Source organism: Parapusillimonas granuli (genome assembly GCF_013416525.1).
GTDB classification, from domain to species: Bacteria; Pseudomonadota; Gammaproteobacteria; order Burkholderiales; family Burkholderiaceae_B; genus Parapusillimonas; species Parapusillimonas granuli.
Genome location: NZ_JACCEM010000009.1, coordinates 38,073 through 63,937 on the forward strand (window position 1 = coordinate 38,073; position 25,865 = coordinate 63,937).

Below are 25,865 nucleotides of genomic sequence, written 5' to 3' on the forward strand. Positions count from 1 at the left end.
CGTGCCTTCAAGTGTAGCGCGGGTACCGGCAGTATCTGCTGCAAGTCGATAGCATACACTTTATGCCCAGGTGGCGGAATTGGTAGACGCGCATGGTTCAGGTCCATGTGCCGCAAGGTGTGGAGGTTCGAGTCCTCTCCTGGGCACCACCGCTATGTACAGAAAACCCAGCTAAGCGTTCGTTTAGCTGGGTTTTTTGTTGTGGCTGGACTTGCGTTGAAACGCGGTTTGCCCGGGGCCGCGTGGCCATGGAAGGCTCATTTGACAGCCGCTGTAAATCAGGCCTATAATTCGTGCCTTCTTCAAGCGAAGAAACAAGTGCCCAGGTGGCGGAATTGGTAGACGCGCATGGTTCAGGTCCATGTGCCGCAAGGTGTGGAGGTTCGAGTCCTCTCCTGGGCACCACCGCTATGTACAGAGAACCCAGCTAAGCGTTCGTGTTTAGCTGGGTTTTTTGTTGGCGGTTTCTTGTGCGCCCCGCGCCGGCACGGTAATTGCACCCCGAAGCCCGTCTGCACGGAGTGGGAGCCTTCCATGTTCGATATGAGCCTTCCCTGGTGGGAATTCGTCCTGCGCGGCGCCATGGTGTACCTGGTGATGCTCGCCATGGTGCGCGTGTCCGGCAAGCGCACGGTGGGCCAGTTCACCCCTTTCGATTTGCTGGTCGTCATGCTGCTGAGCGAAGCCGTATCGAACGGCCTGAGCGGCGGCGACGAATCCGTTCCGGGCGGGCTGATCGTCGCCGCAACCCTGGTGGCCCTGAACATGCTGATCGCGCTCGGGACCTCGCACAGCAGCCGCATCGAAGCCATCCTGGAAGGCAGGGAAGTGCTGCTTGGCCGCAACGGCAAGATATTCGACGACGTATTGAAGGCCCAGCGCATCAGCCGGAACGAGCTCGACAATGCCTTCCACAAAATGGACGTCAGCTACGAGGAAATGGAATGCGTGATTCTCGAAGCGGACGGCACCATCAATATCCTGAAGAAGAGATGATGCAGGGAAGCGCCTGTTCCAAGAGGCCTTCCCTTTCCCGACCCTTTCCCGGCATCGGGATTGCTTCAGGACGGCTGCCGGCGTTCGCGAACCTGCCCAGGCCTGGAAGGCTGTCCGGCATCGGGCGCTGCGCGCGGCCCCGGAGTCCGTCCGGAATCGAAGTCGGGGCTGCCGGGCGGGGTAGAGCGGCCGCCGGGGTTGCTGCGCCTTTGCGAGTCCGCGCAGCGGGGGTTGTTCTGGGCGCCCGGGCCGACGCAGGCGTCGCGCTCGGGACGCGCGCCGGAGCGCCCGGGGTGGTAGGGGGACGGCCGGTCGCGGCTGCCGTCGCGCGGGCCGGCTTGCGTGCCGGCGTTGGGATAAGCGCCCGCCCCCGGCCCCTTGCCGGAACTGCCGGCGTCTTGCGCCCAGCTGGCGGGCGCCAGCAGCATGGGCAGGCAGCATGCTGCGGCGGTTAGGATTTTGTTCATTTGAATCTCCCGAGTTAAGCGAAACAACGCATGATCCACGGGCGAGGCAGCAAGCTTTATACCTGAATTATTGCGAATAGTTCGCATTACTGTTAATATGCTTAACTCGTTTGGAGCAGCAGCCTTTTGTGCACGATACTAACGCTGTGCAGCTGTGCAACTTTATCTTTGGCCTGATTCATGCCGCGTTCTCGTGTCCAGTTCGTCAATCGCGCCGCCCTCGTCCGAGTCGCGGCGGGGGCAACGGCTTTGGGCCTGCACCTAGCCGTGCTTGGCGCCATCTTGTCGGCGCCCCCAGTCAAGCCTGAATTGGAAATGCCCGAAACGGTCGAAGTCCGTTTCGTGGAAATCGCCGATGACGTGGTCGAAGCGGCGGAAAATCCCGAGCCCGAAACCGAACAGGTGGCGGTGGCCGCTCCGCCGGAGCCGGAGCCGGTCGTCGAACCCGTTCCCGAACCCGAGCCCATTCCGGAGCCCGAACCGGAACCCGAGCCGGAGCCGGAACCAGAGCCCATTCCCGAACCCATTCCCGAACCGATACCGGAGCCGGTGGTCGAGCCGCCGCCCGAGCCCGTCGTCGAGCCCGAGCCCGAACCGGAGCCCGTCATCGAGGAGCCGCAGCCGGAAGCCATCACTCCGCCTCCGCCGCCCCCGCCGCCGCCTCCGCCCCCCAAGCCGGAGCCGCCGCCCAAGCCCAAGCCTAAACCCGAGCCTCCGCCCAAACCCAAGCCTGCTCCCAAGCCGGCACCGAAACCCGCGCCCCAGCCTCCGGCGCCCAAGGTCGAAGCCGCGGCGCCCGCGGGCAAGGCGGCCGCGCCCGCCGTGCCGCAGGCCCCCGCGAAACCGGTGGATCCCGACCGGCCGCGCATGATCGGCAAGGTCGATTACCTGGGCAAGCGGCCCATGCCGGTCTACCCGCGGGCGTCCGAGCGCCGCGGCGAGCAGGGCAGGGTGGTGGTGCGTGTGCTCATTTCGCCGCAAGGCACGGTGCTTCAGGCCAGCGTGCGTTCTTCGTCGGGGCACGAGCGCCTGGACGAAGCCGCGGTCAAGGCGGCCCGCACGGCGCGCTTCAAGCCCTACACCGAAAATGGCATCGCGTATCAAGCCATGGCCGACATACCGTTTGATTTCGTTTTATAGGACAAAATGAATGTTCGATTTACTGGATAGCGCCCTGCACGTGCTGGCGCAACTGAGCGAAGCCGGGGCGGCCGCCCCCGCCGCGCCGGCCGTCGCGGGCGCCGTACAGCCGGCCGCGATGACGGCGCAGCAGGTTGCCGACGCGGGCGGCATGCTGCACTTCATTTCGCAGAGCGACATCGTCGGCAAGACCCTGTTCGGCATCCTGGTGCTCATGTCCCTGACCAGCTGGTATCTCATTTTCGTGAAGTCGTTCACCAATATGCGGATCCGGCGGCGCTCCAATCACTTCCTGCGCGAATTCTGGGCGGCCAGCTCGCTGGAGCAGGTCGAGAACGAGATCGCCACCCATGGCGCCTCCGAACCTTTCGCCCACCTGGCCAGCCACGCCATCCACGCGCAGAACCATCATGCGAAGTACGGGGCGATGAAGCTGGAGGAAAAAGGCTCGACGGGCGCTTTCGTCACGCGCACGATACGCAAGGTCATAGACGAGGAAACCGCCAGGCTCGAGAACGGCCTGACGGTGCTGGCCTCCATCGGCTCCACGGCTCCCTTCGTCGGCTTGTTCGGCACGGTGTGGGGGGTTTATCATGCGCTGGTGGGCATCGGGCTGTCCGACGGCGTGACGGTGAACCGCATCGCCGGCCCGGTGGGCGAAGCGCTCATCATGACGGGCCTGGGCCTGGCGGTCGCGATTCCCGCCGTGCTGGCCTATAACGGCTTCGTGCGCAGCAACCGCGTCTACCTGGCGCGCCTGGACGCCTTCGCGCACGACCTGTTCACCTTCCTGTCGACCGGCCAGCAGGCCTTCGAATCCTCGGGCAGGGTGCGACGCGTGACCATAGCAAGCACCAAGGGCGAATAAACCATGGCTTTCGGCAGTTTCGACAACAACAAGGGCGCGGGCGGCACGGTCTCCGAGATCAACATGGTGCCCTTGATCGACGTGATGCTGGTCCTGCTGGTGATCTTCATCATCACCGCTCCCTTGCTCAGCCACTCCATCAAGATCAACGTGCCCCAGGCGACCGCCCAGCCGGTCGAGCAGGAGCCGCGCGTCATCGACCTGGCCATCAATGCGGACGGCGCCTTGTTCTGGAACGAAACCGCCGTGAACCCGGACGAACTCAAAGCGCGCTTTGCCGCCGAAGCCGTCCTGGATCCCCAGCCCGAGCTGCGGATCCGCGCCGACCTGAACACCCGCTACGAGACGCTGGCGCAAGTCATGAGCAGCGCCAAAGCGGGCGGGCTCAAGCGCATCGGCTTCATCACCCGGCCGGGCACGTCCGGCGCGCCGGCCGCGGCGCAAGGCGGCACGCCGGGCGCGGAGCCCGCCACTGCGCAAGACAGCAAGCCGTCAGGGTTGTAACACGCCCGGCGGGGCGGGAACCATTCCCGCGCGCTTCGATATAGAATCTTCGGATGCGAGTTCTAGTTATCGAAGACGACACCACATTGGGCCACGCCCTGCAGGAATTCCTGGCCCAGCAGGGCTATGCGGTCGATTGGCTGGCCGATGGCGAAACCGCCCTGAGCGCAATCGCGGGGCAAAGCTATGATCTCCTGCTGCTCGACCTCAACCTGCCGGGCAAGAGCGGGCTGGAAATCCTCCATGACCTGCGCGCCAGCCAGGAACAGCTTCCCGTGCTCATCCTGACCGCGCGCGACGGCGTCGAAGACCGGGTGGCCGGCCTGGATGCCGGCGCCGACGACTACGTCACCAAGCCCTTCGAACTCGCCGAACTGGCCGCCCGCGTGCGCGCCTTCGGGCGGCGCCGCAGCGGCCAGAAGCAGCCGCTCATCGAAGCGGGGCCGCTGCAGCTGGACACCGTCGGGCGCGAAGTCCGCGTCAACGGCGAGCGCCTGGCTTTGTCCGTGCGCGAACTCTCGGTCCTGGAAATGCTGATGGCCCGCGCGGGGCGCGTCGTGACCAAGCGCCAGATCGTCAATTCCCTGTCGGCCTGGGATGCCGACTTCAGCGAGAACGCGGTGGAAGTCTATGTGTACCGGCTGCGCAAGCGGCTCGAAGGCACGGGGGCGGGCATCCAGACGGTGCGCGGCTTCGGCTACCTGCTCGACGTAGAAAGTGCTGCCCAGACTTCATAAGACGCTGATGCCGCGCGGCTCGCTGGCACGGCACCTGGTGCTGCGGCTGTTTCCGGCCGTCGTCGTGCTGATCCTGCTCGACATCAGCATCACCTGGCTGATGACCCGCAAGATGACGCTGGAGGCCTGGCTGCTGCGCGACATCTTCTGGATGATGGTGCTCAGCCAGGTGCTGCTGGTGTCCATTTTCGCCTGGATGCTGGTGTCCGGCGTGCGCTCCGGCCTGGCCTCCATCAATCACCTGTCGCAGGAAATCAGCCAGCGTTCGGTCGACGACCTGCAGCCGCTGGACACCGCCGGCCTGCCCACGGAAGTCGCCCCGCTGGTGGCGCACTTCAACGATTTGCTGCTGCGCCTGGATGATTCCATGCAGGCGCAAAGGCGTTTCGTCGGCCATGCCGCGCACCAGCTGCGCACGCCGCTGACGGGCCTGAAGCTGGAATCCGAACTCATGCTGACGCGCAGCGGCCTGCCCGACGACGTGCGCGAGCGGGCCGAACGCATCAAGTCGGTCACCGACCGCATGATACGCATGGGCCAGCAGCTGCTGGTGCTGGCGAAGGCCGACTCGTCCACCCGGCCGCGGGACAGCTTCCAGCGCCTGGATCTGTGCGAATGGGTGCAGGGCAGCGGCGCCGAATGGATACCCGCCGCCCGCGCCAGGAATGTGGAGCTGCAGCTGCAGGCGCCGGACCACCCGGTCTGGGTCGACGCCGATCCGGTCCTGCTGGAGGAAATGCTCAGCAATCTGATCGACAACGCCTTGCGCTACGGCGTGGGCGCCTCGGTGATCACGTTGCGGGTGGGCGCGAATCCCCCGACGCTTTCCGTCGAGGACGACGGCCCGGGCATCGTGCCGGAGGACGCCGAGCGCGTCTTCGAAGCCTTTTACCGCTCGCCCAACGCCGGCGCGGCGGGTTCGGGCCTGGGGCTGGCCATCGTGCGGGAGATCGCGCGGGCGCACGGCGCCTGGTGGAGCCTGGCGAGTCGCCCGGACTTCCCGGGAACGCGCATCACCGTGGTCTTTCCCGGGCCGCGCATAGGCGCCCGGCTGAGCCGGCAGGATTGAAGCGAGCGGCATGGACATGGCATCTGAAAACCGGCGCGAGGCCACCGTGGCGACCTCATCCAGGACATTGCTGCTGGGCGCGTTGGGCGTGGTGTACGGGGACATCGGCACCAGCCCCCTGTACGCGATCAAGGCCTCGCTGACCTTTCTCGAGCGTCCCGGACCGGCGGACGTGCTGGGCCTGCTGTCGCTGCTGTTCTGGATGCTGATGATCGTCGTGTCGCTGAAATACGTCATGATCATCGTGCGCGCGGACAACCGGGGCGAGGGCGGTACGCTGGCCTTGCTGGAGCTCGCCCTGCGCGGCGTCACGGGGCGCAGGCGCTGGCTCTTCATCGTTCCGGGCCTGATCGGCGCCTGCCTGTTCTACGGGGACAGCGTCATCACCCCGGCCATCTCGGTGCTCTCCGCGATCGAGGGCATACGCCTGGTGTCGCATACGCTGGATGCCTGGATCGTGCCCGTATCGGTGGCCGTGCTGGCGCTGCTGTTCCTGATCCAGTCGCGCGGCACGGGCGCGGTGGGCAGGCTGTTCGGGCCCGTCATGCTGCTGTGGTTCGGGGTGATGGGCGGCCTGGGCGCCTGGCACATCGCCCAGGCGCCGCAGATACTGCAGGCGGTGAACCCCGCCTGGGCGATCGGCTTCATCGCCAAGGCGCCCTGGACCGCCTACGTGCTGCTGGGCGCGCTGGTGCTGGCCGTGACGGGGGCGGAGTCGCTGTACGCCGACATGGGCCATTTCGGCCGTTCCGCGGTGCGCCGCGCCTGGTTCGGCATCGTGCTGCCGGCCTTGCTGCTGTGCTATTTCGGCCAGGGCGCGCTGATTCTGTCGCAGCCCGGCGCGATGGCCGATCCCTTCTTCCTGATGGCCCCGGCCTGGGCGCTTGCGCCGCTGGTGGCGCTGGCCACGGCGGCGACCGTCATCGCCTCGCAATCGGTGATTTCGGGGGCGTTCTCCGTCACGCGCCAGGCGGTGCAGCTGGGCTTCTGGCCGCGCATGGCCATCTTGCATACCTCGGCCCAGGAGGAAGGCCAGGTCTACCTGCCGCGCGTCAATGTGCTGTTGTTCGTGTCGGTGACGATCCTGGTGCTGTCTTTCGGCTCGTCCGACAAGCTGGCGCATGCCTACGGGCTGGCGGTGACGGGCACCATGCTGATGACCTCGCTGCTGGCCTTCGCGGTGCTGCCTCACGGGCGCGGCCCCTGGGGCCGGGTGCTCTGGACGGCGCCGCTGGTGATGTTCCTGCTGATCGATATCGTACTGTTTTCGTCCAATATGCTGAAACTGCTGGACGGCGGCTGGGTCCCGCTGCTGATAGGCGGCACGCTCTTCACGCTCATGGCGACCTGGAAACAGGGCCGGGAAAGCCTGCACGAGGCGCTGGCGGCCGACCAGCCGCCGCTGGCGTCCTTCATGGAGGCGCTGGAGGCGAACCCGCCCATGCGCGTGCCGGGCACCGCCGTCTTCATGAGCATGATCGCGGGGACGGTGCCGCCGGCGCTGCTGCACAACCTGAAGCACAACAAAGTCTTGCACGAGCAGATCCTGTTCCTGACCGTGCAAAGCGCGGACGTGCCGTACGTCCCGCTTGCAGAACGTTGCAATTTGACACGTTTGAGCGAGACCAGCTGGCAGGCTATCGGGCGATGGGGCTTCAAAGAGGAGCCCAATGTTCCCGTGCTGCTGAAGTATGTCGGCCAGCAGCACCCGGAATTGAATCTGGACCCCATGCGGGTGTCTTATTTCTTGTCGCGCCAGACCATCATCGTGGTTCGCAAGCTGCCGTTGCACCGCGCCTGGCGCCGCCGCCTGTTCGCCTTCATGGCGCGCAACGCCAGCCGCAGCACCCGGTTCTACCGGATACCGCCGAACCGGGTGGTGGAAATGGGCATGCAGATGGAATTGTGAGGGCGGGGCGGCGCAGGCGATGCGCCTGCGCCGCCCGCCTATTGCGAGGCGGGGATGGTGATGGTGGTTTCGCGCAATATGCCGCCGCCGTCCACGCTGCCCTGCACGCGCGTGTTCTGACCCGACATCTGCAGGCGGCAGTCTTCCCGCTGGCCGACGGGCAGGGATTCGCAGCGCGCCGTCTGGTTGGCGGTGTAGGATGCGTCGTTGCGCATCAGGCGGTTGCGGCGCGCCTCTTCGAGGGCGGCGCCGGCTTCGCGCAGGCAGGTCGCCTTGTCCTGGCTGGTTTGGCCGGCGTTGCAGCGCTCGACGTCGAGCCGGTACTGCGCCTGGGCGTCGGCGGCGGACGGAGCGGACTGCGCCGCGGCGGGCAAGGTGACCGCAAGGCATGCGGCGGCCGCCAGCATGCCGTACAAGGTCCGGGAAAGTGTCGTTGTTCGAGCTTGACTCATTGACGTACTCCTTTCTAGATGATCGCCTTCCTGGCAGGGAGGCTTTGGTTCAGTATAGAAGTGTGGGGCCGTCCGGGCATAACGAAATGTATCAAAAACGGATCAGCTTTTCGAGTCCCGGGCGGCATGGCCGGCGCCCGCGCGCTCGCTGTCCAGCTGTTTCTCGAGGTCGGCCCGGGCCTGGCGCTTGATGGCCGCGCGCATGAGCAGCATGGCCGTCACGGGCGAGGTGATGACGAGAAAGAAAGTGATCAGGATCGGGTGGACGACGATGCGCTGTTCGATGTAGGAGGCCGCGAGGATGGACGCGACCAGCACGCAGAAGACGCCCAGCGTGTTGCCCAGGGTGGGCGCATGGATGCGGCTGAAGAACGTGGGCAGGCGCAGCAGGCCTATCGTGCCGGTCAGCGTGATGAAGCCGCTGATGACCAGCAGCGCCGCGACGGGGATGGCGACCCAGAGGGGCAGGGCGTGGGTCATGGCTCGATCACCTCGCCGCGCAGCAGGAACTTGGCCATGGCCACCGAGCCGACGAAGCCGAAAATCCCGATGATCAGCGCGATGTCGAAGTAGATGCCCGAGGTGAACATCAGGCCCAGCACGAGCAGGATGAGCATGCCGTTGATGTACATGGTGTCGAGCGCGAGGACGCGGTCGGCGGCGTTCGGGCCTTTCAAGAGCCGCAGGGCGGCGAAGGCGAGGGCCAGCACATAGCAGCCCAGGGCGAAGGTGGCAGCCCAATAGACGAGGCCGGTCATTCGAAGATCTCCATCAGGGGGCGTTCATAGCGTTGCTGCACGAGTTCGATCCAGGCGGCTTCGTCTTTAAGATCGAGCACGTGCAGGGTCAATTGGCCGTCGGCTTCGGAGAAATCGCTCCATACCGTTCCGGGCGTGTACGTGATGATGCAGGACAGGGCGGCCAGGCCGTGGGGGTCGCGCATGCGGATGGGAATCTTGATGAAGCCGGGCGTCGCGTTCGCGCGGCGGCCCAGCCATACGATGCGCGCCACCGCGATGTTGGACTTGGTGATGTCCACGGCCACATGCCAGATCAGGCGCAGGATGGCGGCGGGATGCTTGGGATAGGCGCGCAAGGGGCGCAAGGCCGACGCCAGCCAGGCCAGCAGCACGGCGAGCGCCGCGCCCAGCGCCAGGTTGCCGGGCGAAAGCGAATCGTTCAGCAGCAGCCACAAGGCCAGCAGCAGCGCCGGCAGGGTCAGTTTCTTCAGTTGGCGGCTCATTGGCTGGCCCCCGCGGGGTCGACGGGCTTGCCCGAATTCTGGGTCAGCACGGCATTGATGTAGATGGCGGGGCGGTCCAGGTAGTTGGCGGTGCGCTCCAGATAGGTCATGGTGGGGCCGGCCCAGAACGAGAGCGCGACGCAGCTCAGGATCAGGGCGGCGACCGGGGCCGCTTCCGTCACGCGCAGGCGCGGCGTGATGGAATCTTCGGAGCTCCAGAACAGGCGGATGCCGGTGCGCCCCAGGGCGATGATGCCGGCCAGGCCGGAAAGCAGCACGGCGGCCACCAGGGACCAGGCCGAGAGCGACGGGGTGTCGATGGCCGAGGTCTGCAAGGCGGCGGACAGCAGCGAGAACTTGGCCACGAAGCCGGAAAGCGGCGGCAGGCCGGTGATGAGCAGCGCGCAGGCGATGAAGGACATGCCCAGGAAGGCCATGGCCGCCGGAATGGCCACGCCGATGACGTCGTCGGAGCGGTCGGAGGGTTCCGGGTCTTCCAGGTCGAAGGCTTCGATACTGACGGCCAGCAGTTCCGCGCCGAAGGCCTGGGTGCGCTCGACCATTTCCAGCAGCATGAACAGCGCGCCCAGCGCCAGCACGGAAACGATCAGGTAGAACAGGGCGGGCCCGGTCAGCGTGACGCCGGGCATGCCGAGCGCGGCCAGCAGCGTGCCCGAGGACATGATGATGCAGTAGCCCGCCTGGCGTTCCGCCTGGGGTGCGGCCAGCAGCCCTATGGTGCCGAAAATGAGCGTGGCCATGCCCAGCGGGAACATCCATTCGCCTCCGAAGGCGGCGGGCGCGCCGCTGGGCAGCAGCAGGGAGCCGATGCGCAGCAGGGCGTAGATGCCGACCTTGGTCATGATGGCGAACACGGCGCCCACGGGCGGGGCCGCGTTGGCGTAGGCGGCGGGCAGCCAGAAATTCAAGGGCCAGGCCGCGGCCTTGGTCAGGAAGGCGATGCCCAGTATGGCCGCGCCGGCTTCGAACAGCAGGCGTTCGGAACCGGCGAGCAGGCCGGCGCGCTGCGCGAGGTCGGCCATGTTGAGCGTGCCGGTCACGCCGTAGATCAACGCCATGGCGATGAGCAGCAGGAAGGACGCCACGAGGTTCACGACGATGTAGTGCAGGCCGGCGGCGACGCGGGCGCGCCCCGAGCCGTGCAGCATCAGCCCGTAGGAAGCCGCCAGCAGCACTTCGAAGAACACGAAGAGGTTGAACAGGTCGCCGGTCAGGAAGGCGCCGTTGAGCCCCATCAGCAGGAACTGGAACAGCGGATGGAAATGCACGCCGGCCCGATCCCAGCGGGCGGTGGCGTAGACCCAGGTCGCCGCGCCGAGGACGGCGGTGAGCAGCAGCATGGTGGTGGACAGGCGGTCGACGACGGCCACGATGCCGAAGGGCGCCGGCCAGTCGCCCAGCAAGTAGACGCCGACCCCGTCGGGCCAGTCGGTGGGAATGTAGCCCGCCGTCATGCGCAGCAGGGTGATGGCCAGGACGATTTGCGCCAGGATGGACAGCGAGCTGAGCGCCAGCCGCGCGCGGCGATGGGAATCATTGAGCAGCAGCATGGCCGCGCCCGCCAGGAGCGGCACGGCGACGGGAAGAATGGGCAGATGCTTCAACCATTCAGTCACAGCGGCGTCTCCCTGCCGTCGACGTGATCGGTGCCGGCCAGCCCGCGCGAGGCCAGCAGCACGACCAGGAACAGCGCGGTCGTGGCGAAGGCGATGACGATGGCGGTGAGCACCAGCGCCTGCGGCAAGGGGTCGGCGTATTGGCCGGCGTCGGCCGCCAGGCCGGTGTTGATGACGGGCGGCGCGGCCAGCTTGATGCGGCCCATGCCGAAGATGAACAGGTTCACGGCATAGGAGATCAGGGACAGGCCCATGATGACCTGGAAGGTGCGCGGCCGCAGCAAGAGCCAGATGCCCGATCCGGCGAGCACGCCTATGGCCATGGCGAGTACGAGTTCCATCAGCTGTTTCCTTCGTCGGTGGACAGGGTGGCGGCCGGGCCGTGCGCCGGCTTGCGATACAGGCGCAGCGACTGGTGCGCCAGCGCGACGAGCATCAAGACCGTGGCGCCCACGACGAGCATATAGACCCCGATATCGAAAAGAAGCACGGTCGAAAGATGGATGTGGCCGATGAGCGGCAGAAGGATGTCGACGCTGTAGGCCGACAGGAAGGGCCGGGCGGCCCACCAGACCGACATGGCCGCCGTCCCGGCCGCGAGCAGCCCCAGCGAGATCCAGGTTTGCGGGTGGATGCGCGGGCGCGCTTCCACCCAGATCACGCCGCCGGCCATGTACTGCAGGATGATGGCCGTTGCCATGATCAGCCCGCCCACGAAGCCGCCCCCCGGCAAGTTGTGGCCGCGTATCAGGAAATACAGCGACACCAGCGCCGCCATCGGCAGCAGCAGCCGGACCAGCACCGCCGGTATCTTCATGACCCCGTCCGGGATCAGCGTCCTGGGGTCGGGGTCGGCAAAGGCGTCCAGCAGCCTGCCGCCGGCCGGCAGCCGTTGCCGCGCCTTGGGCAGCGCCATGGTTTCCAGGGGCGGGCGGAAGCGCCGCAGCAGGGCGTAGACGGTCAGCGCCACGATGCCCAGCACGGTGATCTCGCCGAAGGTGTCGAAGCCGCGGAAGTCCACCAGGATGACGTTGACCACGTTGGCGCCGCCCCCCAGCGGGAGGGACTGTTCGACCAGAAAGGATGAAATGCCTTGCGGGCGCGGCCGGGTCAGCACGGCGTAGGCGATGGCGGTCAGCCCGGCGCCGCTGATGATCGCGATGATGAGGTCGCGGAAGCGCCGCACGAACGCGCGCAGCGAGCTGGTGAGCGGCGGCGGCTGCTCGTCGTCGCCTTCCACCCGGGGCGGCAGCCAGCGCAGCCCCAGCAGGATGAGCACCACGGTGACGACCTCGACCGCAAGCTGCGTCAGGGCCAGGTCGGGCGCGGACAGCCAGGCGAAGGTGAGCGCGGTGATCAGGCCGGCACCGCCGGTCAGCAGCAGCGAGGCGGGCCGGTGGTACTTGGCCTGCCGGGCGGCGCCGATGGCGCAGGCGGCGCCCGCCACCCACATGAGCGCGAAGAAGGGGTTCACCGGGGTATGGAGTTCGGGCTTGAGCCAGCCGCCGGCGGTGAGCGGCAGCATGGCCACGACGAAGGTGACGACGACGATCAGCAGCAACTGCGGCTGCAGGCGCGGGGAGCGGGTCAGGTCCAGCAGGAAGGCGGCCAGCGTGTCCAGGCCTTCGAGTATGGTCTCGAAGCCGCGGCGCCCGTCGAAGCGGTAGATGAAGGGCGCCATCCCGGGGCGGGAACGGTGCCGATGGCGCAGCAGCCACAGCAGCACGATGCCGCCCAGCAGGGCGATGAAGCTCATGAGCAGCGGCAGATTGAAGCCGTGCCAGACGCGCAAGTCGTAGACGGGAACTTCCGGCCCCAGTATGGCCTGCGCGGCATTGTGAAGGAACAGGCCCACGGTGTAGCTGGGGAATATGCCGACGACCAGGCAGGTGAACACCAGGACGGCGCTGGGGATCAGCATGAGCTTGGGCGGCTCGTGGGGCGCGCGCGGCAGGTCGCGCGGAATGGGCCCGAAGAAGACCTGCATCACGAAGCGCAGCGAATAGGCCACGCTGAACGCGCTGGCGATGACGGCGGCGGTGGGCAGGCCCACGCGGCTGAACCAGTTGCCGGTCACGAACACCGTCTCGGCGAAGAACATTTCCTTGGAGATGAAGCCGTTGAGCAGCGGCACGCCGGCCATGGAGGCGGCCGCGACCAGGGCCAGCGCGGTGGTGAGGGGCATGCTGCGATACAGCCCCGACAGCCGGCTGAGGTCGCGCGTGCCGGTTTCATGGTCGACGATGCCGGCGGCCATGAACAGCGATGCCTTGAAGGTGGCATGGTTCATCATGTGGAAGAGCGCCGCCACCAGGGCCAGCTTGCTGTCCATGCCCAGCAGCAGGGTGATGAGCCCGAGATGGCTGATGGTGGAATAGGCGAGCACGCCTTTCATGTCCATCTGGAAGGTGGCCGCGTAGGCGCCCAGCACCAGCGAGCACAGCCCGGCGCCGCCGATGATCCAGGTCCATTCCTCGGTGCCCGCCAGAATGGGCCAGAAGCGCGCCAGCAGGAATACGCCGGCCTTGACCATGGTGGCGGAGTGCAGGTAGGCCGAGACCGGGGTGGGCGCCGCCATGGCGTTGGGCAGCCAGACGTGGAAGGGAAACTGGGCGCTCTTGGTGAGGGCGCCCAGCGCGACCAGGACGAGTATGGCCATGTACCAGGGATGGGTGCGGATGACGTCGCCGGCGGCCAGGACCTTGTCGAGGTCATAGCTGCCCACCACGTGGCCGATCATCAGCACGCCCCCCAGCAGGCACAGCCCCCCGGCGCCGGTGATGGTGAGCGACATGCGCGCGCCGCGCCGGGCGTCCAGGCGGTGATGCCAATAGGCGATCAGCATGAAGGACGACAGGCTGGTGAGTTCCCAGAAGATGACGAGCTGGATCAGGTTGCCCGACAGGACCACGCCCAGCATCGAACCCATGAAGGCCAGGAAGAACGAAAAAAAGCGCGGGACGGGGTCTTGTGGAGAGAGGTAATAGCGCGCATATAGAACGATGAGCGCACCCATGGCCGTGATGATGACCGAGAACAGCCAGGCGTAGCCGTCCATGCGCAGGGTGAAGTCCACGCCCGAACCGGGCATCCAGGGCAGCACCGTCTTGACGACGTGGCCGTTGAACATTTGCGGCAATTGTGCAAATACGATGGCCAGGCAGATCAGGGCGATCGCGCCGGCCAGCCATGCTTCGAGTTTGCGCGCGTTGGACGGCAACAGCGCAGCGATGATGCTGCCTGCGAAGGGCAGGGCAAGGACGAATACGAGCGGCATCAGGGCGGGATGGTGTGAGTTTGCGTGAATCTAGCCTCAATAATACGATATGTTTCGTTAAGGCTCGCGAAAGCTATTGTTTTCCATACCGGGTATGGCTTTGACTTACGTCAAGACCGATTTTCCGGCATGCTTGCACAATGTGCTATTCAAGCCGGCATTCGTCCGCCATGCGCATCTCATGGGCGGCGGGCCGGCACGATCGGAGAAAGGCAATGAATGCCTACGAACCCTTGGCCGGCGGGAATGCCGCCGTTTTTCCTGAAATAGAAATTTCCGAAGGGCTGATCCGGCGCTTCGACAAATCCGGGCCGCGCTATACGTCCTACCCCACCGCCGACCGCTTCCGTTCCGGCTTCACCGAACAAGACTACCTGGCCTATCTCGATGTCCGGGCGCGCGCGCCGGCCCGGCCGCCGCTGTCGGTCTACGTCCATCTGCCGTTCTGCGAGCAGCTTTGCTATTTCTGCGCCTGTAACAAGGTGATCACCCAGGACCACGGCAGGGCGGCCCAGTATCTGCAATACCTCGACAAGGAAATGGAGCTCGTGGGCGCCCGCCTGGGCGACGACCGCGAGACCGCGCAGCTGCACCTGGGCGGGGGCACGCCGACCTTCCTCAGCGCAAGCGAGCTGACCTCGCTCATGGCTTCCATCCGGCGCCATTTCGAATTCACCGACGACGCCGAACTGGGCGTCGAGATCGACCCGCGCACCGTCAACGACGCCACGCTGTCCATGCTGGCCGGCCTGGGCTTCAACCGGACCAGCTTCGGCATCCAGGACTTCGACCCCGACGTCCAGGCGGCGGTCAACCGCATACAGCCGCTCATCATGGTCGAACGGGCGCTGGAAGCCAGCCGCAAGGCCGGGTTCGAATCGGTCAACGCCGACCTGATCTACGGCCTGCCCAAGCAGACGCTGTCCAGTTTCGCGCGCACCCTGGACCACGTGATCCGGATTTCGCCCGATCGCATCGCGCTGTACAACTATGCGCACCTGCCCAGCCGGTTCAAGGCCCAGCGGCTCATCAAGGCCGAGGACCTGCCTTCCGCCGAAGAGCGCCTGCAGATCTTCCTGATGTCGACGCAGCGCCTGCTGGATGCCGGCTATGTGTATATCGGCCTGGACCACTTCGCCAAGCCGGACGACGAGCTGAACAAGGCCCGCCTGGAAAAAAGCCTGCACCGCAATTTCCAGGGCTACACGACCCGGGCGGAGTGCGACATGATCGGATTCGGCGTGTCGGCCATCGGCAAGGTAGGGGCGTCCTACAGCCAGTCGGTGCGCAGCATCAACGCCTATTACCAGTATCTCGACGAAGGCAAGCTGCCCATCGAGCGCGGCTGCGACCTTTCCGCCGACGATCTGCTGCGGCGCGAGGTCATCATGACGCTGATGTGCAGCATGCCGCTGGATTTTTCCGATCTCAACGCGCGGCATGGCATCGAATTCAACTCGTACTTCGAGGCGGAGCTGGAAAAGCTCGCCCCCTTCCAGGAGGCCGGATTGATGAAACTGGACGCCGAAGGCATCGCCATTACAGCAAAGGGACGGCTGTTCGTGCGGGCCATCGGCATGGTGTTCGACAAATACCTGGGGCAGCCGACGGTGTCGACCTATTCCAAGCTCATCTAGGCTGTTTCGGGGAGCGCGGCAGGGTCTTCATCCGGAGCAGGTAGTAGCTGACGCCTATGCCGGGAATCAGCAGCAGCGGGCGGACCCAGGGCAGCGGCACGTACCAGGCCGAGACGGCCAGAGAAAGCCACATCAGGATCAGGGTAAAGACCTTGGCCCGCATGGGGATACCCTGGCCGGTCTGGATGTTTGACAGGTATTGTCCCAGCACCCGGTTCCCCAGGAGCCAGCGGTGCAGGCGTTCGGACCCGCGCAGGTAGCAGGCCGAAGCAAGCAGCAGGAAGGGCGTCGTGGGCAGCAGTGGCAGGAATATGCCCAGTATGCCCAGGATCAAGGCCAGCGTTCCAGCGATGTTGAACAGGATTTTGATCACGATAGCATGGCAACAATACCGTTACAGGATTCTAGCAATATGACGACAGGCAAGGCACGAACTCAGGATTTTTTGGCAAGGTTACCTTTGTTTTCGGGTTTGTCGGAGTCGGAGCTCGACACCCTGGCCTCGGGCACGACGGAAGTCCAGATCGCGCGCGGTGAAGTGCTGTTCCGCCGGGGCGAGCCTTGCGTCGGGCTGCATGCCGTCGTCTATGGGCAGATCAAGCTGATGTTCGTGTCGCCCGGCGGCGATGAAAAAGTGGTGCGCATCATCGGCCCGGGCGACAGCTTCGGCGAAGCGCTGATGTTCATGGAAAGGAACTACATCGTCTCGGCGCAGGCGCTGGCCGACACGATGCTGCTGCACGTGAGCAAGGACGTGATATTCAACGGCATCGAACGCCAGCCGGGCTTCGCGCGCAAGATGCTGGCCAGCCTGAGCCAGCGGCTGCATTCGCTGATGGGCGACGTCGAGGCGTATTCCCTGCGTTCGGGGACGCAACGCGTCATCGGTTATTTGCTGAAGGACCAGCAGTGCGAGGACGGACACAAGTTCCGGTTGTCGACGAGCAAGACGGTCATCGCTTCGCGGCTGAATCTCACCCCGGAGCATTTTTCCCGCATCCTGCATGATTTGGCGGCCCATGGGCTCATCCAGGTCAATGGGCGGGAGATCACCATCTTGAATGCGGCGAAGCTGGGCGCTTTTCAGGATTAGCCGGGCGGGCGAGTTCTGCGACCGCCCCGCCAGGCGGGCTTTGGCCGGGCAGTCCAGCGCAGCGGGACCGGGTCACGGGAGCAACAGCACCCGCTTGGCACCTGGCAGGCCGTCTAAAGAAATCAAACAACGGCACGGCAACCACACATAGCAGGCCGCCAAAAATACAACAACGGCACAGCGGTCAGCAAGCAAGCCCCGCGAGAAACCGCCTCCCACGGCCGCCTTCACCCCATAAAACCTGAAGTTATAAACAAAAGCCAAAAAGGTCTTTTGAAGAAATGTAGCGGCCCGCTACCATTTCGTCCACCAACATACATAAGGTTACAGGGGAATCATGCATATCGCTCAGAAGCTGGCGTCCGCCAGCGTGCTGTGGGCCGCCGCGCTGGCCGGCCTCGCATTGTCGCCGGCCGCCGCCGCGGCTCAGACCACCTTCGACGTCTCCATCCTCGCGGCCTCCTGTGCCAACTGCCATGGCACCGACGGCCGCTCGCCGGGCGGCATACCTTCCATCGCCGGCCGCCCCGAAAGCATCCTGCGCTCACAGCTCATCGCATTCCGGTCCGACGCCCCCCCGGCGGGCACCACCATCATGAACCGTCTGTCGAAAGGCTATACCGAAGCCCAGATCCATGCCTTGGCGAAGTATTTTTCAGAAATCAAAGCGCAAGAGAACAAAAAGGACCCATCGAAATGAGCAGCTCCGTAAAAGCATCCCGCCGCCAGTGGCTGAAGACGGTCGGCAAGGCAGGCGCCGCCGGCGCGGTCCTCCTCGCCCTGCCTGCCTACGCACGGCAGTCCGCCGGCCGCGTCGTCGTGATCGGCGGCGGATTCGGCGGCGCGACCGCCGCGAAATACATCAAGCGCCGCAACCCGGCCATCGACGTCACGCTGGTCGAGCCCTTGAAACGCTACATCACCTGCCCCTTCACCAACCTGTATTTTGGCGGCCTGCGCACTTTCGATGCCCAGGCCCATGGTTTCGACGAACTGCGCAGCCTGGGCGTCGACGTGATCCATGACTTCGCCAACGGCGTCGATGCCGGCGCCCGCAAAGTCAGCCTTGCGGGGGGCCGGACGCTATCCTACGACAAACTGGTGCTTTCCCCCGGAGTCGATTTCCGCTGGGGCGCCATCGAGGGCTATGACGAAGCCGCGTCCAGGCTGGTCCCGCATGCCTGGAAGGCCGGGGAACAGTCGCTGACGCTGAAGAAGCAGCTGGAAGCCATGCCCGACGGCGGAGTCTTCATCCTGACCTCGCCCCCCAACCCCTTCCGCTGCCCTCCCGGGCCCTACGAGCGGGTCAGCATGGTTGCCCATTACTTCAAGGCCCACAAGCCCAAATCGAAGATCATCATTCTCGACGCGAAAGACGCCTTTTCCAAGCAAGGTCTTTTCCAGGACGGCTGGAAGCGCTTCTACGGCGACATGATCGAATGGGTACCGATGTCCAAGGACGGCAAGGTGGTGCGCGTGGACGCGGCCAAGCGCGTGGTGGAGACCGAATTCGGCCAGACGCACCAGGCCGACGTGCTGAACATCGTGCCGCCCCAGAAAGCCGGCGCCATCGCCCAGCTCGCGGGCGTCACCAACGACAGCGGCTGGGTACCGGTCAAGCCCGAGACCTTCGAGTCTTCGCTGGTGCCCGACATCTACGTGGTCGGCGACGCAACCATTGCGGCGCCCATGCCCAAATCCGGATTCTCCGCCAACGCCCAGGGCAAGGTGGCCGCCGCCGCGATCGTGAACGCCCTTGCCGGCAAGGCTCCCGCGGCCGCGTCCTTCGCCAATACCTGCTATAGCCTGATCGCCCCCGACTACGGCATTTCGGTGGCCGGCGTGTATGGCGTCGAAGACGGCAAGCTCATCGAAGTGAAGGACTCCGGCGGCGTCAGCCCGAAGGAAGCGAGCGCCGAGTTCCGCAAGCTCGAAGCCGACTATGGCGTCGCATGGTATAACGCGATTGCGCTGGATACATGGGGTACGCGCGCGTGATCGGAAAACCGTGCAAGGCTTAGGGCCTGCAAGGGAAGCGGGACGGCTATGTCGAATGTTGAACTCGTGCTGTGGGCCGGCTTTGCCATCGGGCTGGCCTTCGGCGCGGCCGGGCAGATCACCGGATTCTGCCTGCATCGCGGGCTGCAGGAGCATTGGGGCAAGACCGAAGGCTACAAGCTCCAGGCGTTTGCGCTGGCGCTGGCCGTTGCGCTGCTCGGCACGCATCTGCTCGTCCTGGCGGGCTGGGTCGACATCGGCCGGTCGCTCTACATGGCGCCCGCGTTTTCCTGGCTGCTGCTGCCCTTGGGGGGCCTGATGTTCGGCTACGGCATGGTGCTTGCCAACGGCTGCGGCGCGCGGGCGCTGGTCTTGCTGGGGCAGGGCAATCTGCGGTCCCTCATGGTCTTGATGTGCCTGGGCGTCGCGGCCTATATGGCCCTGACCGGCGTCATCGCGCCGCTGCGCTTGCGGCTTTCCGAACTGAGCCTGCTGAGCCCGTCCGGCATTGCGGTGCCCGACGGCATGCCGCGCCACATCGTGGTGGCGGCCTTGGTGCTGGCGCTGGCCGGCTTCGCGGTCCGCAAAGGCGGCTGGCGGCATGGGCGGGCCGATCTGGCCGGCGGAGCCGTCATCGGCGGCCTGGTGGTTGCCGGATGGTGGGCGACGGGGCGGCTGGGCGCCGATGAATTCGACCCCGTGCCGCTGGCGTCGCTCACTTTCGTCGCGCCCATCGGCGAGACGATCCAATACGCGATGATCGCGACCGGCGCCAGCCTGAGCTTCGGCGTCGCGATCGTGCTGGGCGTTTTGGCCGGCTCGGCGCTGGCGGCCGCGCTGCGCGGGCAATATCGCCTGCAGGGCTTCGATTCACCCCGGCAGATGTTGCGCTACCTGTCGGGCGGCGCCATGATGGGCATCGGCGGCGCGCTCGCGCTGGGCTGTTCCATCGGCCAGGGCCTCACGGGCTTGACCACGCTGGCGTATGGATCCATGATCGCCAGTGCGGCCATCGTCGCCGGCGCGCGCCTGGCCACCTTCCGCGCGTCGCATCCATCTACATGATCACGGGCATGACATATTTTTCAGCACCAACTTCCGAACTTTCCTCGCCCTTGCGCCGCAAAGCCATGCTGTCGGCGCTGGGGGCCCTGGCCTTTGGCGCGGCGCTGCCGGCCGCCCGGGCCCAGGAGGCGCAGAAGATCGAGGCCATACGCAAGAAAATAGGCGGCCGCCCGGTAACGGCCGAGGGCGTCAAGCTGGACTTGCCGCTGGTGGCCGAAGACGGGTCATCGGTGCCGCTGTCCATCGAATCCGGCCTGGCGGGGCGGGGCGGCCGTATCCGTTCTCTCGACGTGTACGCAACCCGCAACCCGACGCCCGAAGTCGCCTCGTATGAATTCAGTGAGGACGCGGGCCTGGTCAAGCTGGCCACCCGGATCCGCCTCAGCGAATCCCAGCCGGTCGTGGTCGTGGCCACGACCGAAGACGGGCGGGTCATCGTGGCGGAACGTGCGGTTCGGGTGACGGCCAGCGGCTGCATCGCGCCCGCGGGGCGCGGCGAACGCTCGGCGGAAATGCAGTCCAGGGTGCGCCTGCCCAAGGGCTGGAAGCCGGGTGCGCCCGGTGAGTTCCTGACCATGATCAATCATCCCATGGATACCGGCCTGGCCACGGACGCCAACGGCGATACGCCGCCGCTGCGCATCATCGACGCCTTCGAAGCGACCCTCGGCGGCCGCGTGCTGCTCAGGGCCAAGTACTACCGTTCCTTGGCGGCCAATCCGTATTTGCGATTCACCGTGAGCCCGCCGCAAGGCGGCGACATGCGCTTCGCCTGGACCGAAGACACCGGCCGCAGCGTGGAATTCAAGGCCACCCTGTAGGGGTTGTTGACACGGCTGCCAGGTGCTGAGGGAGCTCTTCCGACCTGACGCCGCGCCGTCCATGCGTAATTGTCGCGATGGTCGCGTGTTCCACCCCCCAGATGCTGCGCGGCCCGCTGGCTTGCGTGCTGGAGGCCGATTGGCTGCGGGACCTGGACTGGGCGGGCCTGCCCGATAGGAACCTGGCGGGGCTGCTTTTTCGGCTGGAGCACAGCACGGCCATTGAGCAAATCCCGGATCATGTTGATCAGTGAGAAGCCGGGCATGTGGGCCCGGCTTATCGATGCCGATTCCATCGAGCAGGTGTTTGCTTCGTGATCTCAACCCGACGCTGGGTTGCCCCGGCGCCGCATGGCCTTCGGCAACGCAGCACTTGCCGGGTGGCATTGCGGTGCGCCCGAGCATGCTCCACTTTCACTGCACGCGGGCGCTCTAGCGCCTGTCAGCGCTGGCAGGCCGCAAGCGGCGGACGGCCAGTTTCCTTAGTTCGGCGGCCCACAGCACGACGCTGGCCAGCGCGACGCACCACAGCCATTGCGCGGCTTCCAGCGGCACTGTGCCAAAGGCCACATTCAGGAAATCGGCGTTCACCACGGCGATCTGCGCCAGCGCCGATATGCCGATCGCGGCCCACAGCCAAGGATTCACGGAGAGGTGGCGGAAGGCGCTGAGCGTTTCGGAGCGGGCGTTCAGGCAGTTGAACAGCTGCGCGAGAACCAGGGTGGTGAAGGCCGCGCTGCGGGCGGTGGCGATGTCTTCATCGCCTTCGACCAGGCCGCCCGGCAAATGCATGTCCAGCGTCAGCAGGGTCACGGCGGCCATGGTCATGCCGGTTCCGAGCACGCCCGCCCACATGCGGGCGTCTATCACCCGTTCGTGCAAAGGCCGGGGGCGACGGGCCATGACGTCGTCGATTTCCGGATCCATGCCCATGGCCAGCGCCGGCCCCGAATCGGTGATCAGATTGACCCAGAGTATCTGCGTCGCCAGCAGCGGCAGCACGACGGCGCCGCTTGCCGTCGTCAGCCCTATCGTGCCGGCGAGCACGACGCCCAGGAATATGGTCAGGACTTCGCCCATGTTCGAGGACAGCAGGTAGCGCAGGCATTTGCGGATGTTGTCGAAGATGCCGCGGCCCTCGCGCACGGCATGGACGATGGTGGCGAAATTGTCGTCCGCCAATATCATCTTTGCCGCTTCCTTGGTGACTTCGGTGCCGTTCACGCCCATGGCTATGCCGATGTCCGCGGCTTTCAGCGCGGGCGCGTCGTTGACGCCGTCGCCCGTCATGGCCACGATGCACCCGTCGGCCTGCAGGGCATCGACGATGCGCAACTTGTGCGCCGGCGCCACGCGGGCGTAGACGGCGCTTTGGCGCACGGCCTCCCGGAACGCCGGCTCGCTCAGGGTGTCGAGTTCGGCGCCGGTCAGCGCCCGGGCGCCGGCCGGCGCGATGCCCAGGTCGGCCGCGACCCGCGCGGCGGTGCGGGGGTGGTCGCCGGTGATCATGATCACGCGGATGCCGGCGCGGCGCGCTTCGCCGATGGCCGCGGCCGCTTCCTCGCGCGGCGGGTCCATCATGCCCACCGTGCCGGCGAAGACGAGGTTTTTCTCCAGATTGGCGGCGTCTTCCGGATGCTCGCCGGGCTCCAGCTCGCGATAGGCGACCGACAAGGTGCGCAGGGCGGCGTCGGACAGCGCATCCACGTCCGCCAGGATGCGCCGGCGCGTCGCGTCGTCCAGCGGGACGGCGTCGCTGCCTTTTTGCACGCGATCGCAGCGCTCGAGCAGCGTATCCGGCGCGCCCTTGGCCACGAGCAGGATCGTGTCGTTCCGCTCATGGTCGATCTCCAGCGTGGACATCATCTTGCGTTCCGAGCTGAACGGGATCTCGCCGATGCGCTCGAAGCGCCGCAGGCGGTATTCGCAGGCCGGAACCCCGCCCCGCCATGCCGGCAGTTTCCGTTCGGCCACCAGGAAAGCGGCTTCCGTCGGGTCGCCCTGGATTTCCCATGAGCCGTCATCGAGCCGCCGCAGCCCGGCGTTGTTGGCCAGGCTGCCGCCCAGCAGCACGGCCGCGCTTTCCGCCAGCAGGGCGCCGCCGGACAGCTCCGCGCCCTCGTGCTCGAGCCGCCCGGACGGCGCATAGCCGACCCCGCTCGCATGGACTTGGCCGGAGAAGGTCGCGATCCGCTGTATGGTCATTTCGGAGCGGGTCAGGGTGCCGGTCTTGTCGGACGCGATGACCGACGCCGATCCCAGTGTTTCGACGGAGGAAAGCTTTTTGACGACGGCCTGGTGCCGCGCCATGCGCTGCACCCCCAAAGCCAGCACGACGGACAGGATGGCGGGCAGGCCTTCGGGCACGGCCGCGACCGCGAGCGACACCCCGAGCAGCAAGATGTTGATGGCGTCCGACGCATTGCGCGCCCCATGGACGGCGAAGGTCGCCGCCACGACGATCGCGGCGATGGCGATGACCGCAAGGCCCAGCATGCGTCCGACCCGCCCGATCTCTTTCTGCAAGGGCGTGGACTCTTCGCGCGCGCTGTCCAGCATGCCGGCGATCATGCCCATCTCGGTGCCCATGCCCGTGGCGGTGACGATGGCGTGGCCCGTGCCTTCGACGATGGCCGTGCCTTTGAAGACCATGTTGGTCCGGTCCGCCAAGGGCAGCGGTTCCCCCAGGGTGGCAGCCTCTTTGAGCACCGCATGGCTCTCGCCGGTCAGCGCGGCTTCGCGGGCCTTCAGCGCCGAGGCCCGCAGCAGGCGCGCGTCCGCGCCCACCGCATCGCCTTCGCCGAGCACCAGGATGTCGCCGCGCACCAGCTCCGCCGCCGGTATCCGCTGGACTTGGCCGTCCCGCAGCACCGAGGCCGTGGCGGCCGTCATCTTGGCCAGGGCCGCGACCGCGTTCTCGGCCTTGGCTTCCTGGGCATGGCCGAGGAGGGCGTTGATCAGGATGATGCCGGTGATGACGAGCGCATCGATGGGTGCCCCCTCCATGCCCTCCGCCATCCAGGCCAGCAGGGAAATGCCGGCGGCGGCGAACAGCAGGTAGATCAAGGGATCGCGCAATTGGCCCAGCAGGCGCCGCCAGGTGGGAATGCGCGGCGCGGCGCGGAGTTCGTTGCGGCCGTCGCGCGCCAGGCGTTCGGCCGCGGCCGCGGCCGTCAGGCCGTCGTCCACGTCGGTATCCAGCAGGCGGGCGACTTCCTCGGTGGTGAGTATCGAGGGATCTGGGGCGGGGTGCATGGGAATCACAGGCTGGTGGGCCGGCGCGCCAGAGGCGCCGCGCCGCGGTTTTCCGGACGGGTCGGGGTTTGCGGTGGCATGGGAATATCGGTTGGGGCGAGTCAAATTGCCAGCATAACGCCCGGCACCGCCGAAATCACCGATTCATGCATGGGATTTCCATCCCGCAGATGCCCCACGAGATCCAGCGTCGTGGAACGGCGAGTCAGCATCACGCAGCTTGCCTGGCCTTCACGTACGCGTGTGGCATGCCAGCAACCCGGCCGCATGCATATTCCCTGCCCGGGCGGAATGCTGAACGCCGCGATGGAAGACGGATCCGGGCGGCCATCGGGGCCGCTTGACGCGACGACCTGGATGATCTCGCCGGTAAGCGGAATGATGGCCTGCTGCGTCAGCAGATGCGTTTCCAGGCTGCCTACCCGCGGGTCCCGGCTGCGATAATTGACCCAGAGTATCTCGTGCTCGCCGCCCGGCCCCGGATCGAAGAGATGCTCGCGCCAAAAATCCGTGGCCGCATTCGAGAAACACGGCGTCTCGCCGCCCGCCGGATAAGGCTTGCCCAGCATCCACCCGTAGGCGGAGAACGAAACGCCGTCCAGTGGCCTGATCGCCAATCCGATTCCGTCTTGCATGTCGATACCCATGATTCGAGTACTGGCATGATATATGCTGAAGACGGCCACAACAACGGGAGCCGCCGATGCGATTCAAGCACTTCTTCGATCTGGTCAAGGATTCCGTCACCGCCTGGATGGACGACGAAGCGCCGAGCATGGGCGCATCGGTCGCTTTCTACACCATATTCTCCATCGCTCCGCTGTTGCTGATCGTGATTGCCGTTGCCGGGGCGGTATGGGGCGAAGATGCCGTGCGCGGTGAGATCATGAGCCAGGTCAGCGGCCTGGTGGGGCGGGAGGGCGCGCAGGGCGTGGAAACGCTTTTGAAAGGCGCCGACGAACCCAAGCAAGGCGCCATCGCCACCCTCATCAGCGTCGTGGTGCTCACGGTGGGCGCCACCACCGTCTTTGCGGAGCTCCAGCGGGCGCTGGACCGCATCTGGAAAGTGCCGGCGCGCGAAAAAATATCCGGCGTCTGGAACACCCTGCGCGCTCGCCTGCTTTCTTTCGGCCTCGTGCTGGGGTTGGCTTTCCTGCTGCTGGTGTCGCTGATCGTGAGCGCCATCTTCGGTGCGCTGGGCCGCTGGGGCGTCGGTCTGCTGCCCGGCTGGGAGCTGGTGCTGCAGGCCTTGAACACCGCGGTGTCGCTGGCGATGATGACGGTGATGTTCGCCGCCATCTTCAAGTTCATGCCCCAGGCCCGCATCGCCTGGCGCGACGTGTGGATCGGCGCGTTCGTCACCGCGATCCTGTTCGAAATCGGCAAGGTGCTGATCGGTCTGTATGTGGGCAAGAGCTCGGCCATTTCCTCTCTGACGGCGGCGGGCTCGCTGGTGGTGGTGCTGATCTGGGTCTATTATGCTTCGCAGATTTTTCTGCTGGGCGCGGAGTTCACCTGGAACTACGCTTCGAAGCATGGCTCGCATGCGCAAGGCGCCAAGCCGCTGCAGGCCGGTGATTCCGGCGTTCACGCGCGGAATGGGGCGGATGGTGTTTCGATGGCCGATCAGCCCAAATATTGACTGCCGCATTCGGATCTTGCTCGGCCGGCTCGCCCGCGTTAACAAACGCTAACCC

26 protein-coding genes and 2 tRNA genes are annotated in these 25,865 nt (G+C 66.0%); 17 read left to right on the forward strand and 11 right to left on the reverse strand.

What is annotated here, in order from left to right:
* Nucleotides 1-64: 64 nt before the first annotated feature.
* The 3 genes from H0A72_RS16425 (at nucleotide 65) to H0A72_RS16435 (ending at nucleotide 996) form a co-directional block, all read left to right on the forward strand.
* A tRNA-Leu gene (locus tag H0A72_RS16425) sits at nucleotides 65-149 on the forward strand.
* A 171-nt stretch (nucleotides 150-320) separates the two neighbouring features.
* Nucleotides 321-405: transfer RNA gene (locus H0A72_RS16430), tRNA-Leu, on the forward strand.
* Between the two features lie 129 nt (nucleotides 406-534).
* Complete coding sequence (locus H0A72_RS16435; RefSeq protein ID WP_180157301.1) at nucleotides 535-996, forward strand: DUF421 domain-containing protein; 462 nt, start codon at nucleotides 535-537, stop codon at nucleotides 994-996.
* A gap of 65 nt (nucleotides 997-1,061) precedes the next feature.
* On the opposite strand, the gene H0A72_RS16440 is transcribed toward H0A72_RS16435, so the two are convergent.
* The gene (locus tag H0A72_RS16440) at nucleotides 1,062-1,463 is read right to left on the reverse strand and encodes a hypothetical protein (protein ID WP_180157303.1); all 402 of its coding nucleotides are present in this window, start codon (nucleotides 1,461-1,463) and stop codon (nucleotides 1,062-1,064) included.
* A gap of 180 nt (nucleotides 1,464-1,643) precedes the next feature.
* Between H0A72_RS16440 and H0A72_RS16445 the strand changes: the two genes are divergently transcribed.
* Genes H0A72_RS16445 through H0A72_RS16470 form a run of 6 tightly spaced genes read left to right on the forward strand, consistent with a single transcriptional unit; the run spans nucleotide 1,644 to nucleotide 7,690 of the window.
* Nucleotides 1,644-2,603, forward strand: a complete 960-nt coding sequence (locus tag H0A72_RS16445) for an energy transducer TonB (protein WP_180157305.1) — start codon at nucleotides 1,644-1,646, stop codon at nucleotides 2,601-2,603.
* A gap of 10 nt (nucleotides 2,604-2,613) precedes the next feature.
* Entirely contained in the window at nucleotides 2,614-3,471 is an 858-nt protein-coding gene (locus H0A72_RS16450; protein WP_180157307.1) for a MotA/TolQ/ExbB proton channel family protein, read from the forward strand.
* Nucleotides 3,472-3,474: 3 nt separating this feature from the next.
* Nucleotides 3,475-3,975, forward strand: coding sequence for an ExbD/TolR family protein (locus tag H0A72_RS16455; protein WP_180157308.1), 501 nt, complete (start codon nucleotides 3,475-3,477; stop codon nucleotides 3,973-3,975).
* A gap of 53 nt (nucleotides 3,976-4,028) precedes the next feature.
* On the forward strand, nucleotides 4,029-4,712 hold the full coding sequence (locus tag H0A72_RS16460; RefSeq protein ID WP_180157310.1) for a response regulator transcription factor: 684 nt from the start codon (nucleotides 4,029-4,031) through the stop codon (nucleotides 4,710-4,712).
* A 7-nt stretch (nucleotides 4,713-4,719) separates the two neighbouring features.
* Nucleotides 4,720-5,781, forward strand: a complete 1,062-nt coding sequence (locus H0A72_RS16465) for a sensor histidine kinase (RefSeq protein WP_180157312.1) — start codon at nucleotides 4,720-4,722, stop codon at nucleotides 5,779-5,781.
* 16 nt (nucleotides 5,782-5,797) lie between these two features.
* Entirely contained in the window at nucleotides 5,798-7,690 is a 1,893-nt protein-coding gene (locus H0A72_RS16470; protein WP_246437078.1) for a potassium transporter Kup, read from the forward strand.
* 38 nt (nucleotides 7,691-7,728) lie between these two features.
* Here H0A72_RS16470 and H0A72_RS16475 read toward each other — a convergent pair whose 3' ends face one another.
* From H0A72_RS16475 to H0A72_RS16505, 7 genes are all read right to left on the reverse strand, one after another.
* Nucleotides 7,729-8,142, reverse strand: a complete 414-nt coding sequence (locus tag H0A72_RS16475; RefSeq protein ID WP_180157316.1) for a hypothetical protein — start codon at nucleotides 8,140-8,142, stop codon at nucleotides 7,729-7,731.
* Nucleotides 8,143-8,244: 102 nt separating this feature from the next.
* Entirely contained in the window at nucleotides 8,245-8,622 is a 378-nt protein-coding gene (mnhG, locus tag H0A72_RS16480) for a monovalent cation/H(+) antiporter subunit G (RefSeq protein ID WP_180157317.1), read from the reverse strand.
* Nucleotides 8,619-8,900, reverse strand: a complete 282-nt coding sequence (locus H0A72_RS16485; protein WP_180157319.1) for a K+/H+ antiporter subunit F — start codon at nucleotides 8,898-8,900, stop codon at nucleotides 8,619-8,621. The genes mnhG and H0A72_RS16485 overlap by 4 nt, the downstream gene beginning before the upstream one ends.
* Nucleotides 8,897-9,385 (reverse strand): Na+/H+ antiporter subunit E, encoded by a 489-nt coding sequence (locus tag H0A72_RS16490; protein ID WP_180157321.1) that lies wholly within the window; start codon nucleotides 9,383-9,385, stop codon nucleotides 8,897-8,899. Before H0A72_RS16490 ends, H0A72_RS16485 begins: the two co-directional genes overlap by 4 nt.
* Entirely contained in the window at nucleotides 9,382-11,022 is a 1,641-nt protein-coding gene (locus H0A72_RS16495) for a monovalent cation/H+ antiporter subunit D (protein ID WP_180157323.1), read from the reverse strand. The genes H0A72_RS16490 and H0A72_RS16495 overlap by 4 nt, the downstream gene beginning before the upstream one ends.
* Nucleotides 11,019-11,363 (reverse strand): Na+/H+ antiporter subunit C, encoded by a 345-nt coding sequence (locus H0A72_RS16500; protein ID WP_180157325.1) that lies wholly within the window; start codon nucleotides 11,361-11,363, stop codon nucleotides 11,019-11,021. The genes H0A72_RS16495 and H0A72_RS16500 overlap by 4 nt, the downstream gene beginning before the upstream one ends.
* A complete protein-coding gene (locus H0A72_RS16505) occupies nucleotides 11,363-14,299 on the reverse strand; it encodes a monovalent cation/H+ antiporter subunit A (RefSeq protein ID WP_180157327.1) in 2,937 nt (978 codons plus the stop codon). The genes H0A72_RS16500 and H0A72_RS16505 overlap by 1 nt, the downstream gene beginning before the upstream one ends.
* Nucleotides 14,300-14,514: 215 nt before the next feature.
* Between H0A72_RS16505 and hemN the strand changes: the two genes are divergently transcribed.
* Nucleotides 14,515-15,936: an oxygen-independent coproporphyrinogen III oxidase gene (hemN, locus tag H0A72_RS16510; RefSeq protein WP_180157329.1), complete on the forward strand. Its 1,422-nt coding sequence runs from the start codon at nucleotides 14,515-14,517 to the stop codon at nucleotides 15,934-15,936.
* Here hemN and H0A72_RS16515 read toward each other — a convergent pair.
* Nucleotides 15,929-16,309, reverse strand: a complete 381-nt coding sequence (locus H0A72_RS16515) for a YbaN family protein (protein WP_343060256.1) — start codon at nucleotides 16,307-16,309, stop codon at nucleotides 15,929-15,931. The two genes, hemN and H0A72_RS16515, sit on opposite strands and share 8 nt — an antisense overlap.
* Nucleotides 16,310-16,348: 39 nt before the next feature.
* On the opposite strand from H0A72_RS16515, the gene H0A72_RS16520 reads away from it, so the two are divergent.
* The 6 genes from H0A72_RS16520 to H0A72_RS16545 all read left to right on the forward strand — a co-directional run bounded on the left by H0A72_RS16520 (nucleotide 16,349) and on the right by H0A72_RS16545 (nucleotide 21,167).
* Nucleotides 16,349-17,029, forward strand: a complete 681-nt coding sequence (locus tag H0A72_RS16520; protein ID WP_180157331.1) for a Crp/Fnr family transcriptional regulator — start codon at nucleotides 16,349-16,351, stop codon at nucleotides 17,027-17,029.
* Nucleotides 17,030-17,366: 337 nt separating this feature from the next.
* The gene (locus H0A72_RS16525; protein ID WP_180157333.1) at nucleotides 17,367-17,729 is read left to right on the forward strand and encodes a c-type cytochrome; all 363 of its coding nucleotides are present in this window, start codon (nucleotides 17,367-17,369) and stop codon (nucleotides 17,727-17,729) included.
* A complete protein-coding gene (locus H0A72_RS16530) occupies nucleotides 17,726-19,027 on the forward strand; it encodes an NAD(P)/FAD-dependent oxidoreductase (protein WP_180157335.1) in 1,302 nt (433 codons plus the stop codon). The genes H0A72_RS16525 and H0A72_RS16530 overlap by 4 nt, the downstream gene beginning before the upstream one ends.
* Before the next feature lie 48 nt (nucleotides 19,028-19,075).
* The gene (locus tag H0A72_RS16535; RefSeq protein ID WP_180157337.1) at nucleotides 19,076-20,092 is read left to right on the forward strand and encodes a YeeE/YedE family protein; all 1,017 of its coding nucleotides are present in this window, start codon (nucleotides 19,076-19,078) and stop codon (nucleotides 20,090-20,092) included.
* A gap of 8 nt (nucleotides 20,093-20,100) precedes the next feature.
* Entirely contained in the window at nucleotides 20,101-20,913 is an 813-nt protein-coding gene (locus tag H0A72_RS16540; RefSeq protein WP_180157338.1) for a thiosulfate oxidation carrier protein SoxY, read from the forward strand.
* A gap of 77 nt (nucleotides 20,914-20,990) precedes the next feature.
* On the forward strand, nucleotides 20,991-21,167 hold the full coding sequence (locus tag H0A72_RS16545; RefSeq protein WP_180157340.1) for a hypothetical protein: 177 nt from the start codon (nucleotides 20,991-20,993) through the stop codon (nucleotides 21,165-21,167).
* Nucleotides 21,168-21,345: 178 nt separating this feature from the next.
* Here H0A72_RS16545 and H0A72_RS16550 read toward each other — a convergent pair whose 3' ends face one another.
* Nucleotides 21,346-24,168, reverse strand: a complete 2,823-nt coding sequence (locus tag H0A72_RS16550) for a cation-translocating P-type ATPase (RefSeq protein ID WP_180157342.1) — start codon at nucleotides 24,166-24,168, stop codon at nucleotides 21,346-21,348.
* A 101-nt stretch (nucleotides 24,169-24,269) separates the two neighbouring features.
* The gene (locus H0A72_RS16555; RefSeq protein ID WP_180157344.1) at nucleotides 24,270-24,803 is read right to left on the reverse strand and encodes an ureidoglycolate lyase; all 534 of its coding nucleotides are present in this window, start codon (nucleotides 24,801-24,803) and stop codon (nucleotides 24,270-24,272) included.
* A 68-nt stretch (nucleotides 24,804-24,871) separates the two neighbouring features.
* Between H0A72_RS16555 and H0A72_RS16560 the strand changes: the two genes are divergently transcribed.
* A complete protein-coding gene (locus H0A72_RS16560; protein WP_180157345.1) occupies nucleotides 24,872-25,810 on the forward strand; it encodes a YihY/virulence factor BrkB family protein in 939 nt (312 codons plus the stop codon).
* Nucleotides 25,811-25,865: the final 55 nt, after the last annotated feature.

Bases quoted from the DNA above. Each gene is read 5' to 3' on its own strand.
- H0A72_RS16435 (WP_180157301.1), top strand. From the start codon at position 535: ATGTTCGATATGAGCCTTCCCTGGTGGGAATTCGTCCTGCGCGGCGCC.
- H0A72_RS16440 (WP_180157303.1), bottom strand. From the start codon at position 1,463: ATGAACAAAATCCTAACCGCCGCAGCATGCTGCCTGCCCATGCTGCTG.
- H0A72_RS16445 (WP_180157305.1), top strand. From the start codon at position 1,644: ATGCCGCGTTCTCGTGTCCAGTTCGTCAATCGCGCCGCCCTCGTCCGA.
- H0A72_RS16450 (WP_180157307.1), top strand. From the start codon at position 2,614: ATGTTCGATTTACTGGATAGCGCCCTGCACGTGCTGGCGCAACTGAGC.
- H0A72_RS16455 (WP_180157308.1), top strand. From the start codon at position 3,475: ATGGCTTTCGGCAGTTTCGACAACAACAAGGGCGCGGGCGGCACGGTC.
- H0A72_RS16460 (WP_180157310.1), top strand. From the start codon at position 4,029: ATGCGAGTTCTAGTTATCGAAGACGACACCACATTGGGCCACGCCCTG.
- H0A72_RS16465 (WP_180157312.1), top strand. From the start codon at position 4,720: ATGCCGCGCGGCTCGCTGGCACGGCACCTGGTGCTGCGGCTGTTTCCG.
- H0A72_RS16470 (WP_246437078.1), top strand. From the start codon at position 5,798: ATGGCATCTGAAAACCGGCGCGAGGCCACCGTGGCGACCTCATCCAGG.
- H0A72_RS16475 (WP_180157316.1), bottom strand. From the start codon at position 8,142: ATGAGTCAAGCTCGAACAACGACACTTTCCCGGACCTTGTACGGCATG.
- mnhG (WP_180157317.1), bottom strand. From the start codon at position 8,622: ATGACCCACGCCCTGCCCCTCTGGGTCGCCATCCCCGTCGCGGCGCTG.
- H0A72_RS16485 (WP_180157319.1), bottom strand. From the start codon at position 8,900: ATGACCGGCCTCGTCTATTGGGCTGCCACCTTCGCCCTGGGCTGCTAT.
- H0A72_RS16490 (WP_180157321.1), bottom strand. From the start codon at position 9,385: ATGAGCCGCCAACTGAAGAAACTGACCCTGCCGGCGCTGCTGCTGGCC.
- H0A72_RS16500 (WP_180157325.1), bottom strand. From the start codon at position 11,363: ATGGAACTCGTACTCGCCATGGCCATAGGCGTGCTCGCCGGATCGGGC.
- H0A72_RS16505 (WP_180157327.1), bottom strand. From the start codon at position 14,299: ATGCCGCTCGTATTCGTCCTTGCCCTGCCCTTCGCAGGCAGCATCATC.
- hemN (WP_180157329.1), top strand. From the start codon at position 14,515: ATGAATGCCTACGAACCCTTGGCCGGCGGGAATGCCGCCGTTTTTCCT.
- H0A72_RS16520 (WP_180157331.1), top strand. From the start codon at position 16,349: ATGACGACAGGCAAGGCACGAACTCAGGATTTTTTGGCAAGGTTACCT.
- H0A72_RS16525 (WP_180157333.1), top strand. From the start codon at position 17,367: ATGCATATCGCTCAGAAGCTGGCGTCCGCCAGCGTGCTGTGGGCCGCC.
- H0A72_RS16530 (WP_180157335.1), top strand. From the start codon at position 17,726: ATGAGCAGCTCCGTAAAAGCATCCCGCCGCCAGTGGCTGAAGACGGTC.
- H0A72_RS16535 (WP_180157337.1), top strand. From the start codon at position 19,076: ATGTCGAATGTTGAACTCGTGCTGTGGGCCGGCTTTGCCATCGGGCTG.
- H0A72_RS16540 (WP_180157338.1), top strand. From the start codon at position 20,101: ATGACATATTTTTCAGCACCAACTTCCGAACTTTCCTCGCCCTTGCGC.
- H0A72_RS16545 (WP_180157340.1), top strand. From the start codon at position 20,991: ATGGTCGCGTGTTCCACCCCCCAGATGCTGCGCGGCCCGCTGGCTTGC.
- H0A72_RS16550 (WP_180157342.1), bottom strand. From the start codon at position 24,168: ATGCACCCCGCCCCAGATCCCTCGATACTCACCACCGAGGAAGTCGCC.
- H0A72_RS16555 (WP_180157344.1), bottom strand. From the start codon at position 24,803: ATGCAAGACGGAATCGGATTGGCGATCAGGCCACTGGACGGCGTTTCG.
- H0A72_RS16560 (WP_180157345.1), top strand. From the start codon at position 24,872: ATGCGATTCAAGCACTTCTTCGATCTGGTCAAGGATTCCGTCACCGCC.